Here is a 16209-nt window from a genome sequence, read left to right as displayed (position 1 = left end):
GTCAAACTGCGAGCCGCCTTCGGGATTCGAACCCGAGACCCCTTCATTACGAGTCAAATCGAACACACGTTCCAGAGCTTGTTGCCCTTGGTTGGCGCCTTGGAAGCATCCGCAGGGATCCCCCAATGTCCGTGATCGTCTTTGGCGGTTGTCACTCACTTTGTCACTCAGGTTGGGAGCGCGAAGCGCATCGCGTGCCTTTCGGAACCGCGCCCTGGAGAACCGCTGCAACATGTTGCAGCCATGCCCTCGCACGAGGCGTCCTACGATCGCTCGGCAGGTCCGTCTCACATCTGATCAAGGTCGTCCACACGTTCACCTCCGTGCGCCGACCTGCCAGCAGGGCACGACCGAGGTTCGGTTTTCAATCCGGCGACGTCTGGCTGATAGAGCCAGCGCACTCCCGGGCTTGCTGCCGCACCTGGCGTGGTCAACGGCTCGCCAGCCCAGGGCCCCGCCTGGGACACCTGGGACAAGGCGCATGGAGCCATGTCCCTCAAGCGAGCCCTGTTTGCGCTGGTCCACAACGTGGAGGGACAGCAGGGACGTCAGGGACAGGTGTGAGGATGGCTGTTGCGCGACGGCTCATAGGCCCGTGTGCCGTAAGCGGGTATGACGGGCGCAGATTCGCATATGCCGTACGCGACCGGTGGTGTGGCCGTCATCCTGGAACGGTGACGGCCTCTCCTTCTTCCCCTCCGGAACCACGCGTACGCCGGTGGCCGCGCGTGCTGGCCTGGGCGGCGGCGGCAGTGTCCCTGACTCTGCTGGCGGTGGGCATGATCGCCTTCTTCGCCGATACCGGTCAAGGGCCGACGGTGACGGAGGACGTGCTGGACAAGCGCGCCAGCGTGGTCAGCATGTTCACCGGCATCGGCGGCCTCCTGCTGTCCGCGGTGACGTTGTGGGCGCAGTTCCGCGCGTCCGTCCCCGCCCAGCCGGACGCGTCTTCCGCGTCGGATGGGCCGTCCTCGTCCGGGCAGAGCTCGCCCGTAGTGGGGACGATGTCGGGCGGCAGGGTGGTCGGGCAGGTCTCCGGACAAGCGCGGGTGAGTGGCCCCGGTAGCACCTCGGTCGAGGGGGAGCGCGCGATCTCGGTCGGCGGGGATGCCCAGGCTCCGGTGATGAGCGGGAACCACGCCACCGCGATCACCGGCTTCACGCAGACGGCCGGGCAGCGGGCGATGATGGTCGGCGGGGACTTCACCGGCATGCTTCTCGCCGGGGATGTGCTGCCTGAGCGGCCGTCGCTGCCGCCCGTGGACGCGGTGCGGGAACCGCTTGGGCTTGTCGGGTTGCCGCGTCGGCCGGTGTCCGGCTTCGTCGGCCGTGAGCAGGCCCTTGACGGCGTGCGATGCACGCTTGCCACAGGCGAGGGTTTGGGGGTGATCAGCCAGGCGGTGGTCGGGCTGGGCGGGGTGGGCAAGAGCGAACTGGCGTTGCAGTACGCCCACCGGCACGGCGGGGGCTACCGGCTGGTGTGGTGGATCGACGCCGAGTCCCCTGCCCGGATCCAGGCTGAACTGGGCGCCCTGACGCGCGCCTTGGTCGCGGGGGTGGACGCTGCTGCCGCCGGGCAGGCCACGGCGGAAGAGGCCGCCGCGTGGGCGCTGGCGTGGCTGAGCGCCCACCGCGATTGGCTGGTGGTCTTCGACAACGTCGAGCAATCCGCCGACGTCGAACCGTACCTGGGCCGTCTCACCCATGGACACGTGCTGATCACCACCCGGCGCGACATCGGCTGGCAGCGGTTGGGCGTCGCCCCGCTGCGGCTCGCCCTCTTGGCTCGTCCGGCCTCCATCGCCCTGCTGGCCGGTCTGCTCGACCCGTCGGAGTCCCGCCGGGAGAGGCTGCTGGACGAGTTGGCCGAGCAATTGGGGGATCTGCCGCTGGCGTTGGCCCAGGCGGGCGCCTACATCGCCCGCACACCGCGCACGACCGTACGCGGATACCTGCGCTCGCTCGAAGACATCCCGAATCGGATGCTCGCCGCCGGTGCAGCAGGAGACGACAGCGCGCGGGTGGTGGCGAAGGTGTGGACGCTCAGTTACCAGCGCATCAGTGCAATCGACCCGCTGGCCGCCTGGGTGCTGAACCTGCTGGCCTTCTATGCCCCGGACAATCTGCCTTGCACTGTCCTGGACGGCCTCGACGACGTTGACGGCCGCCGCGACGGTGGTCTCGCAGTCCGCGAGGCGCTGGCGCTGCTAGCCTCCTACAGCCTCGTCACCCTGACCACCGCCCCAGGCGACGATGACGCCGATGAGCCAGTAGACCTGATCGGTGTCCATCGCCTCGTCCAGGCCACCACCAAGGCCCAGCTCACCGGAGACCTTCCGCAGGCAGTCCGGCGCCAGGCCGCCGAGCTACTTCAGGCCGCACTCCCCGAGATCCCCGAAGATCCCGACAACTGGCCCACTTACCACCTGCTCACACCACACGCACGCGCTGTGCTGCCTGCCGATTCGCTCGGCCTTGAACAGGTCTGCGCTTATCTTGCCGCCAGCGGTGACTATCACACTGCGGTGGACATCCAGCGCTGGATCCACGCCCACCATCTGCAGACCTCGGGCCCCGAGGACCCCAAAACCTTGACCGCCCGAAGCCGCCTCGCCTACCGGGTGGGGGAGGCGGGCGATGCGGAGGGGGCCCGCAGCCAATTCGCCGCCCTGCTCCCCATCTATGAACGCGTCTTCGGCCCCGAGGACCCAAACACCTTGACGGCCCGGAGCAACCTCGCCACCTCGACCGGGAAGACGGGCGATGCGGAGGGGGCCCGCAATCAACTCGCCGCCCTGCTCCCTGTCCTTGAACGCGTCTTCGGCCCCGAGGACCCAAACACCTTGACGGCCCGGAGCAACCTCGCCACCTCGACCGGGGAGGCGGGCGATGCGGAGGGGGCCCGCAGCCAATTCGCCGCCCTGCTCCCCATCTATGAACGCGTCTTCGGCCCCGAGGATCGCAACACCTTGACCACCCGGAGCAACCTCGCGACCTGGACGTGGGAGACGGGCGATGCGGAGGGGACCCGCAGCCAACTCGCCGCCCTGCTCCCTGTCCTTGAACGCGTCTTCGGCCCCGAGGACCCAAACACCTTGACGGCCCGGAGCAACCTCGCCACCTCGACCGGGAAGACGGGCGATGCGGAGGGGGCCCGCAGCCAATTCGCCGCCCTGCTCCCCATCTATGAACGCGTCTTCGGCCCCGAGGACCCAAACACACTGGCGGTCCGGAGCAACCTCGCCACCTCGACCGGGGAGGCGGGCGATGCGGAGGGGGCCCGCAGCCAATTCGCCGCCCTGCTCCCTGTCCTTGAACGCGTCTTCGGCCCCGAGGACCCAAACACACTGGCGGTCCGGAGCAGCCTCGCCTACTGGAGATCCGGCACATCTGACCGATAGGGCGAGTCCGCTCCCACGCTGCCTCCGCCTCGTGATCTCAAGATTTCCGGCCGGGACAGGAACTCAGAGTCGTGTTCCTCGAAATATGGGGCGCTTACGCTGGTCAGCGACATGAATTGATGTCGAGGATACTTGGGACAAAGTGTGGCGTTGGTGAAGAGTGTGGAGGCGCGGCGGGAGCTGCCACGGGGGACGCACCTCGAAGCCCTGGGGGGTCGGGCCTGACTCATCGAGGTGGGGCGCTCACCGCCGCGCCGGTCTATCGGGCCCGCGCGTGTACCGGACTCGCCGCGTCCGTTCCCGCCCCGGCCTCTGACGGTGTGGGCTGTGTCGTGGGCTCGCGGGCAAGGGCCTGGAAGCACGCGTCACACACGGTGTCCATGAGCGGTTCCCAGATGCACGGTTCGCCCCAGTGGTTGCCGACCATCGCCCACTGGCCGCACAGGGCGGCGGTCTCGTCCCACACCCGTGTCTCGGGTGTGCGCAGGATCAGGCAGTAGGGCCCCAGCCCGCTGATGGCGAGGACGAGCACCGGGTCCGGATCTCTCATAGCGCGCCCGGACGCCGAGAGACCACTGGCGTGTCGCCGCCGCTGACACTCCTGAGCCGGAGACAGGGGTCTTCGGTCGGCAGGGATTCGGGGACGCGAGGGATGCCTGGGTACGGAATCAGGTCGTCGAGGACCACGAGGAGTTGTTTGGCCAGGGCGTGCTGGAGCTTGCGGAACTCGTCCAGTTGAAGGGTGGCGCTGCGCTGGACGTGGGCGATCTTCTTTCCGCCGGAGGGGGCGAAGAGGTCGGCGATGACGCCGTACGGCTGGGCGTCCCCCACGGTGTAGACGGCGGAGCCCCGCCGCAGGTGCGGGCACAGGGTCAGCGAGTCGGGGATACACGGCAGGCAGGTCGGGGGCGCGTTCGTGTATCCGGCGGCGGGTGGCCCCTGGTCGGCTTCGTCGGCCAGGAGCCACCAGGTACGGCCGGTGACCTGGTCAACGGCCGACCCGCCGCATACCTGGCACAGCTTCCGGAGCATGCACCGCCGCTGTCTGAGGGCATTCACCCGCTTCCATTCGGGCTTGCCCCCGCCCGTGAGTCCTTGGCGCATCCACAGGACGCCCAGCGACCAGTCGCCGGGGTGGGGGTCGCCGTATGTGAGACGTAGCCCATCGGCTTCGTCCGCCCAGACGAACCCCAGGCCATGATCCATGGTCTCTTCAGACCAAGCTGTGATGTAAGGGACTTGCAGCTTCGTGCTCATGGCACCGCTCCCTGCTGTGACTTCGTCAACGCAGGATGATTATTCCTCTATTACGTAATAGCGTAAAGGTGCACCAGCGCTATATCTAAAGAATCATGGGACGGTGAAGGTTGATCCGAACTCGTGGACGCCGCTCTACCGGCAGGTGGCCGACCTGCTGCGCGCCCAGATCGAAGAGGGCGTCTTGCGGCCTGGCGACAAGCTCAAGAACGAAGACGCGCTGGCCGAGGAGTTCGGCACAGGCAAGGCCACGATCCGCCAGGCCCTTCGGCTACTGCGGACCGAAGGGCTCATCGACACCGAGAACCGGCGCGGCAGCACGGTCCGGGAGCCTCCGGAGTTGGCGGTGGTGAACCTGGAGGAGCCCGCACGGATCACGGCGCGGATGCCGACTGCTGCGGAGCGCTCGACGCTGGGTCTCCCCGAGGGTGAGCCGGTGCTGGTGGTCACCTACGCCGACGGGCGTACTCGGGTGCTGGGGCGGTCGGAGATCGTGGCTGGCCCCTCGTCGGACGACACGCAGGCTGATTGAGCCTGCGTGCTACCGCTCCCAGTAGACGACTGTCGCATCGTCTGAAGGCTTGTTGCGGGGCCAGCGGTGTCCGATCGGATCGCTGGCCTCCGCCGCTCGAACCCGACCCACCACGGCGTCAGGCCCTTCGGCCGCCAAGGTGTCCATGAGCCCCCACCAATCGGTGAGCCCGAACGGCTCCACGACCCGCGACGCCCCATCGGTGAGGACGGCAAGCTGCCGAATCTCGGCGCTGTCCCTGCTGCCGGTCACCGCCTGCCCGGCAACGTCGGCGTCGGCAGCGGCGACCCAGTAGCCGCCCTCCTTGTTCCGGACGGCCAACTCTGCATGCTTCCGGCGGATCAGTCCGGCTTGCCGTTCGCTGGAGTCGGCGCCGGGCGGAACGGGCACCGCCGAGTGGAGGGCCTCGTTCACGCGAAGCAGGCGGTCATCGGTGACAACGTCCGCCTTGTCCCCGGCCCGCAGAACCACTGTGACGTCGCCGAGTATCAGGTAGCTGAGCCGGTGATCCACGAGCTGAACAAGTCCCACCGCAGCGGCAGGTGTGCCCGGGTGGGACAGGTCGCAGGTCGAGCTGTGAAGATCTGCGGTGTCGTTGATCGCGGCACCGAGGACCTCGCGGAGCGTGAGGCTGTCGCTCTGCCGCATGATCGCTCCACCGAGTGCGTTCACGTACCAGACGACGCCGTGAACGCAGCCCGACTCGGTGCGCTCCGTGAGTCCGTCGAGGACAAGCAGCCGGTTCGGCTGGGCCATGGCAAGGTCCTCGTTCGCCCGGGTTGGCGAGCCGGGCTCACTGACGATCTGGACACGCATCGCGGCATCAGCTTTCGTGCCGGTAGAGCGGCGTGACCTGCTCCACCGACCGGAGCGCAAGCTGATTTCCGGGCTCGAACTCGTATCGGACGATCGTGGAGAAGCGCCGCGTCTTCAACTCCTTGTAGAGCGTGCTCAGGTTGTCCACGACGTAGTGCGCGGCGCCGAGCGTTCCCGGCGCGTGCGTGCCGGCCATGTACAGGAAGGTGCCCTTCCCGTCAGGCCGTGGCAGTCGGCCGACATAGCCGTAGTCGGCCGATTCTCCCTTATCGCGAGGTGAGCGGTACTCCTTGCCCTCCGTGAGATCGGTGAGGTACCAGCCGTGATCATCCACGACGTACCGAATGTGCGGGTCGGCCTCCATCACCTGACTGAGGAACGGCAGAAGGCGAGGGTTGGTCAGGACTATGAGGTTCGGGCGGTTCAGGTGCACCAGCCCGGGGGCTGGGACGACTTCCTTGGACGCGTCGAGCCCGACACTTCGCGCCGCGTCCGCCAGGAGGTCATAGGCGCTGAAGGACTCGGCGGACACCGTGTCACTCGGATCGGTCCGGCCGGTCTCACGCTTGGCGCCAATGGCCACCGTGATCTTGCCGGTGCCAAAGAAAGCGCGCTCTGGCCTGGTTCCAGCCGATAGAAGCTGAGAGATCCGCCCCTTGGTCATGTCGAGGTGGGCGGCGATCTGGCTCTGGGTCATGCCGTTAGCCAACATCTCGTGCATCGCCTCACGGCGCACCCGCGATAGCTCGGCGATGGCCACCTGGTGCTCATCGATCAGATCGCCTACAGCCTTGGCCCGTGTTCCCGGGTCTTCCATCGCGGCCAGCTTCTCAAGCTCGTTCATCTCACCGTCTCCGGTCTAGGGGCCCTATCAGCACTCTAGTCGGGTTTATAGGGCTATGCCAAAGAGGCTGAGACTACCCCCAGATACTTTCTTGGTTTATGGGGGTTGACGATCGCGGTTTAGGCGTGCTTACCTGAGGTCACCCCGGCAAACCGGAGCGGTTCGCAGGGGTAAACACAGCACAGTCGCAAGGAAGGCGGCCTCCGGGCCGCGCGCCGCATGGCTGTCGCACTCGCCGCTTGAACAACTGAATCCGGGGCCACCGCCTCCCACAGAGAAAAGGCGGACCCGCGAGGAACACCCTCGCCCTCTGACCACCACCCAGCCATCGAAGGAGTGCTTCACCGTGTCCGAGAAGACGAACGTCGCCTCTTCCGGTACCACCGCCATCCAGGTCGGCAAGGTCGGGCCCCGGCCCGAGAACAAGCCGACCAAGAACAAGCCCGCCGTCGAGACGCCTGAACCCGGCCGCAACATCGCCAACATCCGCAACGGTCACGCCCGCGTCGGCGTACAGGCGGGTGTCGTCGTCGGCGACATCAGCGTCCAGATGTAGCCAGCCTCTCGCCAGCCGCGTGCGTGCTGAGCGGGGGCGACCTCACCCACACATCGTTCTGAACCCGGGGCGGCCCTCATCCGCCAAGACACGAGCCGCCCCGGTACCTCCTCAAGAGAGGCATTCTCATCATGACCCACGACGTGCAGTACGTCTGCGCCGTCTGCGACGGGTTGGAGCCGTGCGAGCCCGGCATGGAGTCCCCGACCCCGCCCATCTGCTCCACCTGCGCCCGGCTCACCCTGGCTGACCTGCTGGTCGGGACGGGGGTGTGGCTGTGACCGGCCCTTCCACTCTGTCCGGCCTGCTGGACGCCGTGCTGGCCGCCGGTCCCGCCTGCGGCCCCGACACCGCCGAACTGTTCACCGGCGGCAGGGGTTGGGAGACCTTCGATCAGCGCCTACGGCGTGAGCAGCGCGCCAAGGCCGTCTGCGTCACCTGTCCGGCTTTGTGGCAGTGCCTGTCCTACTCTCTCGCGCTCGACCCGGTCGAGGGTGTGTGGGCGGGGCTGAGCCAGGACGACCGCGACGGCATCCGCGCTCAGGCGGCGGCGTGATGGCCGTCTTCCGCTGCTCTGACTGCGCCCGCCGCTCACACAGCCCGTGCGGCTGTCTCCGCTGCGGCACGTCGGCCCCACCGGTGCAGGTGTGCCGAACCCACGGCGCCCGCCCGCGCGGCGGTTGCCGCCGCTGCCGGACGCTCGCCCGTTCCCAGTCCGGCCAGTGAGGAGGATTTCCATGAGCACTGTCCTGTACCCGTTGCTGTTCATCGCGGGGCTGGCCGCCGCCGACCTGGCGCGCGCCATCCGCGCCGCGCACGCCAGGGCCCGGATACGCGCCTCGATCGATCTGGCCTGCCAGGTGTGGACGGCCGACCCGGCCAACTGGTGCGCCCGCCCCGGCTGCACCCGCTGCTGGGGAGGTCCGTGGTGAGCCGTATCCGCGCCCGCTTCTGGGACCCGACCGGCGCCGCGTACGGCGGTATCCCCACCTACCCATGGCGGATGGCCCCGCCGCACCTGCTCACCGTCCGGCAACTCGCCGCACACGGCCTGCGCCCCGGTGGACAGAACATCCAGGCGCAGATCCTGTGGCGTTCGCGCCGGTACGGCACACGCGGCGGGATCCGCGCCGCCTACCTGTACGACATCCGGTGCGCGCTGCCCAAACGCCCGATGACCCCCGCCCGGTGGGCGGCCCTGGCCAAGGCCAACGCCGCCCGCCGCCGCTGCGCGAACTGCGGCCAGGACGCCGGGTTCGTGCTGTCCCGCTACGCCGACACCTGCACCACCTGCCATCACGAGCGGACGGAGAACGCCGCATGAGTATGACCTTCAACCCCGACCCGCCTGAGCCGACTCCGGAGGAGATGGCCGCCGCGCTGGCCGACCTCGAACACCTCGCCAACAGCCGACCCGCCGCCCCGCCACCCGCACCCAAGATGGGGGAGACCAAGCGGGTGCGGAAGCTGCGCGCCCAGGTCGCCGAAGCGCACCTGCTGGCCGACCTCCAGGACGACGACACCCCGATCCTGCTGGACACGCCCAAGGTCCGCACCCGCCGTACAGCCGCCCACCAGGCCGCCCGCCTGCACGCTCTCGGACGGGATCCGGAGATGCGCGCCTGGCAGGCCGACCGGATGCGCAAGCTGCTGGTCACCGCCGGACTGGTGTCGCTCACCCTGGCGCTGGCCTGGTCCACCGCCGGGGTGCAGCACTTCGCCGCCGACGGCGCCCCGGCCTGGTCGCCCGGCTGGGTGTTCGCCTGGCTGGTCGAGCCGTTCCTGTCCCTGGCCCTACTGGTCGTCGTCGGCGCCCGCGCCTTCCTCGGCGTACGCGGCAGACCGCTCAACGACCGCACGCTGGTACGCATCGAGTGGCTGTTCCTCGGGCTCACCCTCGGCATGAACGCCTGGCCGTACCTGCCGTTCATCGCCTCCGACTTCACCGTGTCCCGACTCGTCCTGCACATTCTCGGGCCAGTCGTCGCGGTGGCGATCGTCACCGCACTGCCCATCATCCTGGCCGCGTTCGCCGCCCTCCACCACGACCCCGACGGTACCCCTACCGGCCCGTCGTACAGGGCGAACGCAGCCGTGGACGAGCTGACCGCCCGAGCGCGCCACCTGGTCGAGACCGGGCGGCTGTCGGCCGACTCCGGCGCCGACAAGTTCCGGCGCGCGCTCGGGTGCGGCATGGACACCGCCCGCGCCATCCGCGACGCCCTACGCACCGACCCCGCCAGAGGGGAACCGGGCCGATGACCATGACCACCGTCGCCGCAGCCGTGACCGCCGTCACCGTCGCCGTCCCGGTGGGGACCGTGATCCGCATGTGGGTCACCGGCGAGCGAACCCGCGCCGAGATCCGCGCGGCCTTCCGACAGCACAACAACCACGACGACAAGGGCGCGGCCTCATCCGCCAAGACTCCGGCCGCGCCCTGCGACCCCGCACCCAGCGAAGGCAACGAGGTGACCCCATCATGACCCAGCCGCCGCACGAGCCGGGCCACCAGCCCGGCAACACTCCCGTGGCCAGCCTGAACGGCTTCGCCTTCACCGACCAGCCCAGCATCCAGACCGGCCCGCCGGAAGCCCGGACAAGCGTGCTCCCCGCCGTACCCGAGGAGAGCGGACCTCAGGAGGAGACGGACCATCGCGGTCGGCGTTCGGCCGCCCGTGACACCTCCTACGAGATCGAGCTTGACCCGGCCCCGACCGCCGTCGACGCCGTGCCGGTCCCGGTGGATCTGCCTGACGACGCGGCCTCAGAGACAGTGAAGGAGGGCCGTCGCCCGATCATCCCGTCCGCGTTGCGCCGCGCCAACCTCGCTGTGACGGTCAAGACCACTGGGGCGCGGTGGGCGCACATCACCGGTTTCCACACGGTGCGTGCGCCCTGGTACCTGGCCAAGATGCTGTGGTTCGCGATCGTCGGCGTGTTCCGGCTCATCGGTCGGCAACTGCGCTGGTGGTGGGTCAACGAGCAGTACGCGCTGCTTCAGCAGGCCGCCACCGACAACGACCCGGCGATGTGGCTCAAGCTGCACCGGGAGGGCAAGGCCACCCGCCGGTGGCGTGGCGTGGTGCTGGCCGGTCAGCTCATCGCCCTGGCCGTGGCCGCCACGGTGGTGGCGCACCTGGAACCGCTCTACCAGGTCGTCATCGCCGCCGGGCTGGTGCCGGTCCTGGCCCGCTACGGCAGGCCGACTGGAACACCGATCATCCCTACGGCGGTCGTCACCCGCCGCTACCGCCGCCTCAACAGCGACATCGTGCTGAGGGCGTACTACGCCGCCGGACTCGGGCACCCCGACCGGCCCAACCTGAAGATCGAGTTCGGGACCGCCATGGCCAGGGAGGGCAGCGGCAGCAAGGTGCTGGTCAACCTCCCGTACGGCAAGACGTTCGCCGACGCACTCAACGCCCGCGAGAAGATCGCCTCCGGCCTGGACGTGGCGCTCGCGCAGGTCACCCTGTCCCGCGACCCCGAATCGCACCGCTCGCACTGGCTGTGGGTGGCCGACTCCGACCCGCTGGCCACCCCTGCGGGCCGTACCCCGCTGCTGGCCTGCAAGCCCACCGACATCTGGCAGCCGGCCCCGCTGGGACTGGACGAACGCGGCAACGCGGTCACACTCCCGATGATGTGGGTGTCCATCCTGGTCGGCGCCCAGCCCAGGCAGGGCAAGAGCTTCACCGCCCGCCTGCTGGCCCTGTACGCGGCGCTCGACCCGTACGTGCGGCTGGAGGTGTTCGACGGCAAGGGCTCACCCGACTGGCGCAAGTTCGCCCTGGTGGCGCACTCCTGCTCCTTCGGGTTCACCCCGACCCGCGACGGCGACCCGCTGGAGATCTTCGTTCAAGCCCTGCGTGACCTGAAGGCGGACGTCCAAGCCCGCTACCAGCGGCTCTCAGAGCTGCCGGTGGACGTCTGCCCCGAAGGGAAACTCACCCGGCAGATCGCCCGCGACCCGCAGTACGGCATGCCCGTGCGCCTGGTGGTCATCGACGAATGCCAGGAGTACTTCGACACCGGAGACAAGGAACTCAACAAGGAGATCGCCGCCCTACTGGTCTACCTGGTCAAGGTCGCCCCGGCCGCCGGAGTGATCGTGCTGGACGCCACCCAGAAGCCCGGCGGAGTCGGCACCGGCGACACCGCCACCGCCTTCACCGGCTTCCGCGACAACCACCAGGTCCGCATCGCACTGCGCACCGGCTCGTGGCAGGTCTCCGACCTGGTGCTGGGGTCCGGCGCGTACTCGGAGGGGTTCGACTCCTCCACGCTGCTGCCCTCCTACAAGGGCGTCGGCATCCTGCGGGGCGCGAGCGACGACACACCCACGGTGCGCTTCCACCTGGCCGACGCCGAAGACGCCGAGAAGATCCTTCAGCAGGCGCGCAAGCTACGCGAACGCGCCGCGACCTTGTCCGGCATGGCCGCCGGGCAGGCCGCCGTCCGCGAAGTGCGCGACGTGCTCGCCGACGTCCTGACCGTCTTCCAAGCCGAGTCGGGGCTGCCGTGGGCGGTGATCGCCGCCCGGCTGTCCGAGCGCATCCCCGAGCACTACGCCGACCTCACCCCCGAAGCGATCTCCGCTCAGGTGCGCGCGCTCGGCGTCCCGTCCGTGGACATCAAGCGGGACGGCAAGGCGCTCAAGGGTGCCAGGCGGACCGCCGTCCAGACGGCCATTACCCGCCGCGACAACGCCGCCTGAACTACACCCGCGCCCCGGCGAACCCGCCATCCCCGGGGGTTCGCCGGGTCGCGACCCACCCGCGACCGGTCGCGCCCGCGCGACCCGCCCCGCGACCCACGAAACCGGCTCTGATCAGCGCGGATACCCGCAGGTCGCGGGTAGCGCGCCCCGCCGACCACGCCCACAAACCCGTTCAGGAGACCCGCCATGACCCTGTTGGCCGCGACCGCGACCGGCCAGGGCGCGACCGCCACCGCGACCCTGCCGCCGCCCCTGACCTTGATCATCACCGGCGCCCTGCTGGCCGCCCTGGTGTGGGCACTCGGCTACGCCGCCGCCTGCGCCGTCGCGCCGTTCGCGCGCTGCCGCCGCTGCGAAGGCGTCGGCAAGACCATCACCCCCAAGGGCCGCGTCAAGCGCTGGTGCCGCTACTGCCAGAGCACCGGCCTACGCCTGCGAATCGGCCGCCGCCTCTACAACTACCTCCGCCGCCTACGCCACGACGGCACCCGCTGACCACCACCTGTGCCACAACGGCACCGGCTGACCGACCACCCGCCACGACTTCCCCGAAGGGAATCAGCATGACTACTCCGACCTTGCGCTACGCCCTGGCCGCCGCCGCTCGCGGCTGGCACGTCTTCCCACTCACACCCGGAGCGAAGATCCCGCCGCGCGGCTTCGGCGGCTGGCAACAGCGCGCCACCACCGATCCCGCCGTCATCCGCGCCTGGTGGGCGCACCGGCCCTACAACATCGGGGTGGCCTGCGGCCCCTCACGGCTGCTGGTCATCGACCTGGACGTGCCCAAGCCCTACCGGGCCCCACCACCCGAATGGGACCGGCCCGGCATCACAGGCGGCGCCGACGTGTTCGCCGCCCTGTGCGCCGGGCACGGCCAGCCGCTGCCGCTGGAGACCGTACGGATACGCACCAGGCGCGGCGGCCAGCACCTCTACTACTCGACCCCAGCGGACGCCGCATTCGCCAACACTCAGGGCGCGCTCGGCTGGCTGATCGACACCCGCGCGTCCGGCGGGTACGTCGTCGGCCCCGGCAGCCACGTCACCGCCGACGACGGCCACGGAACCTACCAGATCCTCCACGCCCCGCCCGTCGCCCCGCTGCCCGGCTGGCTCGCCGACCTGCTGCGCCCCAACCCGCTGCCGGTGCAGAAGCCGGTCGCGGTCACGCTGGCCGCCGACCGGCACGGCGCCTACCTCCGCGCCGCAATCAACGCGGAGATCGAGCGGGTGACCGGCTCGCCGCCGCACGGGCACAACACCGCCCTCTACCGCGCCGCCGTCGCCCTCGGGCAGCTCGTGGCCGGTGGAGAACTCCGCGAGGTGGACGTCACCGGCTGGCTGTCCGACGCCGCCCACCAGGTCGGCCAGCCGTACGGCGAAGCCGCGCGCACCATCGCCTCAGGGCTACGGGCCGGTGCCCGACGCCCCCGGACGGTGGCCGCATGAGTGAGAACCTGCCACACCTGCGCCTGGTCGCCGGTGATGCGGTCAATGCGCCCACAGCGCCCGGCACGACCCCGGCGTTCCGCACCTCATGGACCGCCGACGAACTGATGGCCATGACCTTCCCCCCGACCAGATGGGCCGTCCCCGGCGTCATCGCCGAAGGACTCAACCTGCTGGCCGGACCACCCAAAGTCGGCAAATCCTGGCTGTCACTCGGCGTGGCCGTCGCGGTCGCCGGGGGCGGCAAGGCCCTGGAAGCCATCGACGTCGAGCCGGGGCCGGTGCTCTATCTGGCGCTGGAGGACACCGCGCGCCGCTTGCAGAACCGCATGGGCAAGATCCTGAGCGGCCAGCCCGCGCCCAAAGACCTGACCTTGGCCACGACGTGCCCCACCCTCCCGCAGGGCGGGGAAGAAGCCATCGCCCGATGGCTGGAACGCCACCCCGGCGCCCGCATGGTCGTCATCGACGTCTTCGCCAAAGTACGCGGCACCCCGCCACCCGGCCTGTCCGCCTACGACGCCGACTACACCGCCATGGGACACGCCAAACGCCTCGCAGACACCCACGGCGTCGCGGTCGTGCTGGTCCACCACGTCCGCAAGATGGGCTCCGACGACTTCCTGGAACAGGTCTCCGGCACCAACGGCCTGGCCGGAGCCGCCGACGCCACCCTGGTCCTCAAACGCGCACGCGGCACCGCCGACGGCGTCCTGCACGTCACCGGCCGCGACGTCGAAGAAGCCGAATACGCCATGGCCTTCCAACCCGCCACAGGAGCCTGGCACCTACTGGACGGCCCACCCGAGGACCACAACCTGTCGGAGACCCGCGCCGCCATCGTCCGCCACGTCCGCGCCCACCCGAACAGCACACCCAAGGCCATCGCCGACGCCACCGGCATCTCCTACGACAACGTCCGCAAGACCTGCCCCCGCATGGCCGCCGACGGGCAACTCTGCGGAGACGCCGACGGCCGCTACCGCCTACCGGGGACACAGGGCCACGACGGTGTCCCCGCCGTCCCCACTGTCCCTGAACATGCTCCGACCTGCGCCGATACCAATATCGAAGAGGGACAGGCGCCGCTGTCTGCTGTCCCCGCTGTCCCTGCCCGTAAGGAGAACCTGCCGTCATGACCCTCTCCACGCCGGACAGCGTCCGGCCCTCCGACATCGAGCTATACCGCATCCCCGACGCCATGCGCCTGCTCCGCATGAGCCGCTCACTCATCTACGAGCAGATCCGCACCGGCCGCCTGCGGTCGGTCAAACAGGGCCGCGCCCGCCTCATCACCGCACACGGCATCCACGACTACATCGCCCTCCTGGAGAAGGAAGCAGAGGACGCGGCATGACCACACGACGCAGCAGGGGAGACGGTGGCCTGCACTGGGACGAGAGCCGCCAACGCTGGATCGCCACGCTGACGGTCGGCTACACACCTGCCGGAAAGCGCATCGTCAAGAAGGGGACCGGCAAGACCAAGACCGAAGCCAAGGACAAGCTCAGAGAGATTCTGAGGGACTACGAAGACGGCCTGACCCTCGCGAAGGGAGACGTCATCGTCGAACAGGCCGTGAACGACTGGCTCAAGTACGAGCTGAGCCACCGCGACAAGGCCACTTACGAAGCAGGTCAGATCATGTGCCGCGTGCACGTGATCCCCGCCTTGGGCAAGCGGAAGCTACGCGAACTCAGCGCACAGGATGTGGATAAGTGGCTCGCGGCGAAGGCCAAGACGCTCAGCACGAGCACACTCCGGCTGATCAGGTCCTATCTGAACCGATCAATAAAGCGCGCCATGGCCCGTGACCTCGTCAAGCGGAACGTGGTGGACCTCTGCTCTGTCCCTCGTGGCAAGGACGGCCGCCCGTCCAAGGCGCTCACACTGGCTCAAGCGGAAGCCGTACTCAAAGCCGCACTGGGCACCCGAATGTACGGCTACCTGGTTCTGGCCCTGCTGACCGGAGCACGCACCGAGGAACTCAGGGCTCTGACATGGGATCACGTGGACTTGGTGGGTACTCCGAACGCAGAACCCCCTGTCCCGCCCTTCGTAGCGGTGTGGCGGTCGGTGAGGAACGGAGGAGATACGAAGACCCCGAAGTCCCGGCGCACGCTGGCACTTCCGCAACGCGCTGTGGACGCGCTGAAGGCCCAGAAGATCCAACAGGATGCGGATAAGGAAGCCGCCGGGGAACACTGGCAGGATCACGGCCTGGTGTTCGCCTCGACTGTGGGCACACCGCTCGACTCCCACAACGTGCGCCGCGCGTTTCGCGCGGTCATCGCCAAGACCGACCTTGACCCGAAAGGGTGGACGCCGCGAGAGCTTCGGCATAGCTTCGTATCACTGCTCTCAGACCAGGGCATCCCACTCGATGAGATCTCCCGCTTGGTCGGCCACCGCAGCACGGCTGTGACAGAGCTGGTCTACCGCTTGCAGATCAGGCCGGTGCTCCAAGAGGGTGCCATCGCCATGGATCGGATCTTCAAGGCGTGAGTCCGGACGCTTAGACACCCAGTTAGACACCCAGAGGCCCCCCGTGATCACACAAGGGGCCTCTGACCTGGAGCCGCCTTCGGGATTCGAACCCGAGACCCCTTCATTACGAGTGAAGTGCTCT

General features: G+C 69.0%; 19 protein-coding genes. 15 read left to right on the top strand and 4 right to left on the bottom strand.

Annotated elements, in window-relative coordinates; all coding sequences use genetic code 11:
* Window positions 1-728 precede the first annotated feature (728 nt).
* On the top strand, window positions 729-3401 hold the full coding sequence (locus ABD120_RS34930) for a tetratricopeptide repeat protein (protein ID WP_343954607.1): 2673 nt from the start codon (window positions 729-731) through the stop codon (window positions 3399-3401).
* Between the two features lie 259 nt (window positions 3402-3660).
* Here ABD120_RS34930 and ABD120_RS34925 read toward each other — a convergent pair whose 3' ends face one another.
* The gene (locus ABD120_RS34925; RefSeq protein ID WP_343954606.1) at window positions 3661-3951 is read right to left on the bottom strand and encodes a hypothetical protein; all 291 of its coding nucleotides are present in this window, start codon (window positions 3949-3951) and stop codon (window positions 3661-3663) included.
* Entirely contained in the window at window positions 3948-4607 is a 660-nt protein-coding gene (locus ABD120_RS34920; RefSeq protein WP_343954605.1) for a hypothetical protein, read from the bottom strand. Before ABD120_RS34920 ends, ABD120_RS34925 begins: the two co-directional genes overlap by 4 nt.
* A gap of 154 nt (window positions 4608-4761) precedes the next feature.
* Between ABD120_RS34920 and ABD120_RS34915 the strand changes: the two genes are divergently transcribed.
* Window positions 4762-5190: a GntR family transcriptional regulator gene (locus tag ABD120_RS34915; RefSeq protein ID WP_343954604.1), complete on the top strand. Its 429-nt coding sequence runs from the start codon at window positions 4762-4764 to the stop codon at window positions 5188-5190.
* A 9-nt stretch (window positions 5191-5199) separates the two neighbouring features.
* On the opposite strand, the gene ABD120_RS34910 is transcribed toward ABD120_RS34915, so the two are convergent.
* Complete coding sequence (locus ABD120_RS34910; protein ID WP_343954602.1) at window positions 5200-6006, bottom strand: integrase; 807 nt, start codon at window positions 6004-6006, stop codon at window positions 5200-5202.
* Between the two features lie 7 nt (window positions 6007-6013).
* Window positions 6014-6850: a hypothetical protein gene (locus ABD120_RS34905; RefSeq protein WP_343954600.1), complete on the bottom strand. Its 837-nt coding sequence runs from the start codon at window positions 6848-6850 to the stop codon at window positions 6014-6016.
* Between the two features lie 346 nt (window positions 6851-7196).
* Here ABD120_RS34905 and ABD120_RS34900 point away from each other — a divergent pair, with 346 nt between their 5' ends.
* From ABD120_RS34900 to ABD120_RS34840, 13 genes are all read left to right on the top strand, one after another.
* A complete protein-coding gene (locus ABD120_RS34900) occupies window positions 7197-7406 on the top strand; it encodes a hypothetical protein (protein ID WP_343954598.1) in 210 nt (69 codons plus the stop codon).
* Window positions 7407-7537: 131 nt separating this feature from the next.
* Window positions 7538-7687 carry a hypothetical protein gene (locus tag ABD120_RS34895; RefSeq protein WP_343954597.1) on the top strand — a complete coding sequence of 50 codons (150 nt, stop codon included), beginning with the start codon at window positions 7538-7540 and terminating at the stop codon, window positions 7685-7687.
* Window positions 7684-7962, top strand: coding sequence for a WhiB family transcriptional regulator (locus tag ABD120_RS34890; protein WP_343954595.1), 279 nt, complete (start codon window positions 7684-7686; stop codon window positions 7960-7962). Before ABD120_RS34895 ends, ABD120_RS34890 begins: the two co-directional genes overlap by 4 nt.
* 181 nt (window positions 7963-8143) lie before the next feature.
* Complete coding sequence (locus tag ABD120_RS34885) at window positions 8144-8338, top strand: hypothetical protein (protein ID WP_343954594.1); 195 nt, start codon at window positions 8144-8146, stop codon at window positions 8336-8338.
* Window positions 8335-8730, top strand: a complete 396-nt coding sequence (locus ABD120_RS34880; protein WP_343954592.1) for an RRQRL motif-containing zinc-binding protein — start codon at window positions 8335-8337, stop codon at window positions 8728-8730. The genes ABD120_RS34885 and ABD120_RS34880 overlap by 4 nt, the downstream gene beginning before the upstream one ends.
* Window positions 8727-9668 carry a hypothetical protein gene (locus ABD120_RS34875; RefSeq protein WP_343954591.1) on the top strand — a complete coding sequence of 314 codons (942 nt, stop codon included), beginning with the start codon at window positions 8727-8729 and terminating at the stop codon, window positions 9666-9668. Before ABD120_RS34880 ends, ABD120_RS34875 begins: the two co-directional genes overlap by 4 nt.
* Window positions 9665-9892: a hypothetical protein gene (locus tag ABD120_RS34870; protein WP_343954590.1), complete on the top strand. Its 228-nt coding sequence runs from the start codon at window positions 9665-9667 to the stop codon at window positions 9890-9892. The genes ABD120_RS34875 and ABD120_RS34870 overlap by 4 nt, the downstream gene beginning before the upstream one ends.
* Window positions 9889-12126, top strand: a complete 2238-nt coding sequence (locus tag ABD120_RS34865; protein ID WP_343954589.1) for a hypothetical protein — start codon at window positions 9889-9891, stop codon at window positions 12124-12126. The genes ABD120_RS34870 and ABD120_RS34865 overlap by 4 nt, the downstream gene beginning before the upstream one ends.
* 189 nt (window positions 12127-12315) lie before the next feature.
* Complete coding sequence (locus ABD120_RS34860) at window positions 12316-12624, top strand: hypothetical protein (RefSeq protein ID WP_343954588.1); 309 nt, start codon at window positions 12316-12318, stop codon at window positions 12622-12624.
* A gap of 68 nt (window positions 12625-12692) precedes the next feature.
* Window positions 12693-13580: a bifunctional DNA primase/polymerase gene (locus ABD120_RS34855; RefSeq protein WP_343954587.1), complete on the top strand. Its 888-nt coding sequence runs from the start codon at window positions 12693-12695 to the stop codon at window positions 13578-13580.
* The gene (locus ABD120_RS34850) at window positions 13577-14719 is read left to right on the top strand and encodes an AAA family ATPase (RefSeq protein WP_343954586.1); all 1143 of its coding nucleotides are present in this window, start codon (window positions 13577-13579) and stop codon (window positions 14717-14719) included. Before ABD120_RS34855 ends, ABD120_RS34850 begins: the two co-directional genes overlap by 4 nt.
* On the top strand, window positions 14716-14937 hold the full coding sequence (locus tag ABD120_RS34845) for a helix-turn-helix domain-containing protein (RefSeq protein WP_343954585.1): 222 nt from the start codon (window positions 14716-14718) through the stop codon (window positions 14935-14937). The genes ABD120_RS34850 and ABD120_RS34845 overlap by 4 nt, the downstream gene beginning before the upstream one ends.
* Window positions 14934-16085, top strand: a complete 1152-nt coding sequence (locus ABD120_RS34840) for a site-specific integrase (RefSeq protein WP_343954584.1) — start codon at window positions 14934-14936, stop codon at window positions 16083-16085. The genes ABD120_RS34845 and ABD120_RS34840 overlap by 4 nt, the downstream gene beginning before the upstream one ends.
* Window positions 16086-16209: the final 124 nt, after the last annotated feature.

The organism is Nonomuraea longicatena (assembly GCF_039525605.1).
Lineage (GTDB): Bacteria > Actinomycetota > Actinomycetes > Streptosporangiales > Streptosporangiaceae > Nonomuraea > Nonomuraea longicatena.
Note: the sequence above shows the minus strand (reverse complement) of the source record. Positions and strands in the feature narration are given on the sequence as shown.

What these genes read in the sequence shown, in the direction of transcription:
- ABD120_RS34860 (WP_343954588.1), top strand. Translation starts at nt 12,316, where the DNA reads ATGACCCTGTTGGCCGCGACCGCGACCGGCCAGGGCGCGACCGCCACC.
- ABD120_RS34920 (WP_343954605.1), bottom strand. Translation starts at nt 4,607, where the DNA reads ATGGATCATGGCCTGGGGTTCGTCTGGGCGGACGAAGCCGATGGGCTA.
- ABD120_RS34875 (WP_343954591.1), top strand. Translation starts at nt 8,727, where the DNA reads ATGAGTATGACCTTCAACCCCGACCCGCCTGAGCCGACTCCGGAGGAG.
- ABD120_RS34865 (WP_343954589.1), top strand. Translation starts at nt 9,889, where the DNA reads ATGACCCAGCCGCCGCACGAGCCGGGCCACCAGCCCGGCAACACTCCC.
- ABD120_RS34925 (WP_343954606.1), bottom strand. Translation starts at nt 3,951, where the DNA reads ATGAGAGATCCGGACCCGGTGCTCGTCCTCGCCATCAGCGGGCTGGGG.
- ABD120_RS34910 (WP_343954602.1), bottom strand. Translation starts at nt 6,006, where the DNA reads ATGCGTGTCCAGATCGTCAGTGAGCCCGGCTCGCCAACCCGGGCGAAC.
- ABD120_RS34870 (WP_343954590.1), top strand. Translation starts at nt 9,665, where the DNA reads ATGACCATGACCACCGTCGCCGCAGCCGTGACCGCCGTCACCGTCGCC.
- ABD120_RS34885 (WP_343954594.1), top strand. Translation starts at nt 8,144, where the DNA reads ATGAGCACTGTCCTGTACCCGTTGCTGTTCATCGCGGGGCTGGCCGCC.
- ABD120_RS34850 (WP_343954586.1), top strand. Translation starts at nt 13,577, where the DNA reads ATGAGTGAGAACCTGCCACACCTGCGCCTGGTCGCCGGTGATGCGGTC.
- ABD120_RS34845 (WP_343954585.1), top strand. Translation starts at nt 14,716, where the DNA reads ATGACCCTCTCCACGCCGGACAGCGTCCGGCCCTCCGACATCGAGCTA.
- ABD120_RS34895 (WP_343954597.1), top strand. Translation starts at nt 7,538, where the DNA reads ATGACCCACGACGTGCAGTACGTCTGCGCCGTCTGCGACGGGTTGGAG.
- ABD120_RS34840 (WP_343954584.1), top strand. Translation starts at nt 14,934, where the DNA reads ATGACCACACGACGCAGCAGGGGAGACGGTGGCCTGCACTGGGACGAG.
- ABD120_RS34855 (WP_343954587.1), top strand. Translation starts at nt 12,693, where the DNA reads ATGACTACTCCGACCTTGCGCTACGCCCTGGCCGCCGCCGCTCGCGGC.
- ABD120_RS34905 (WP_343954600.1), bottom strand. Translation starts at nt 6,850, where the DNA reads ATGAACGAGCTTGAGAAGCTGGCCGCGATGGAAGACCCGGGAACACGG.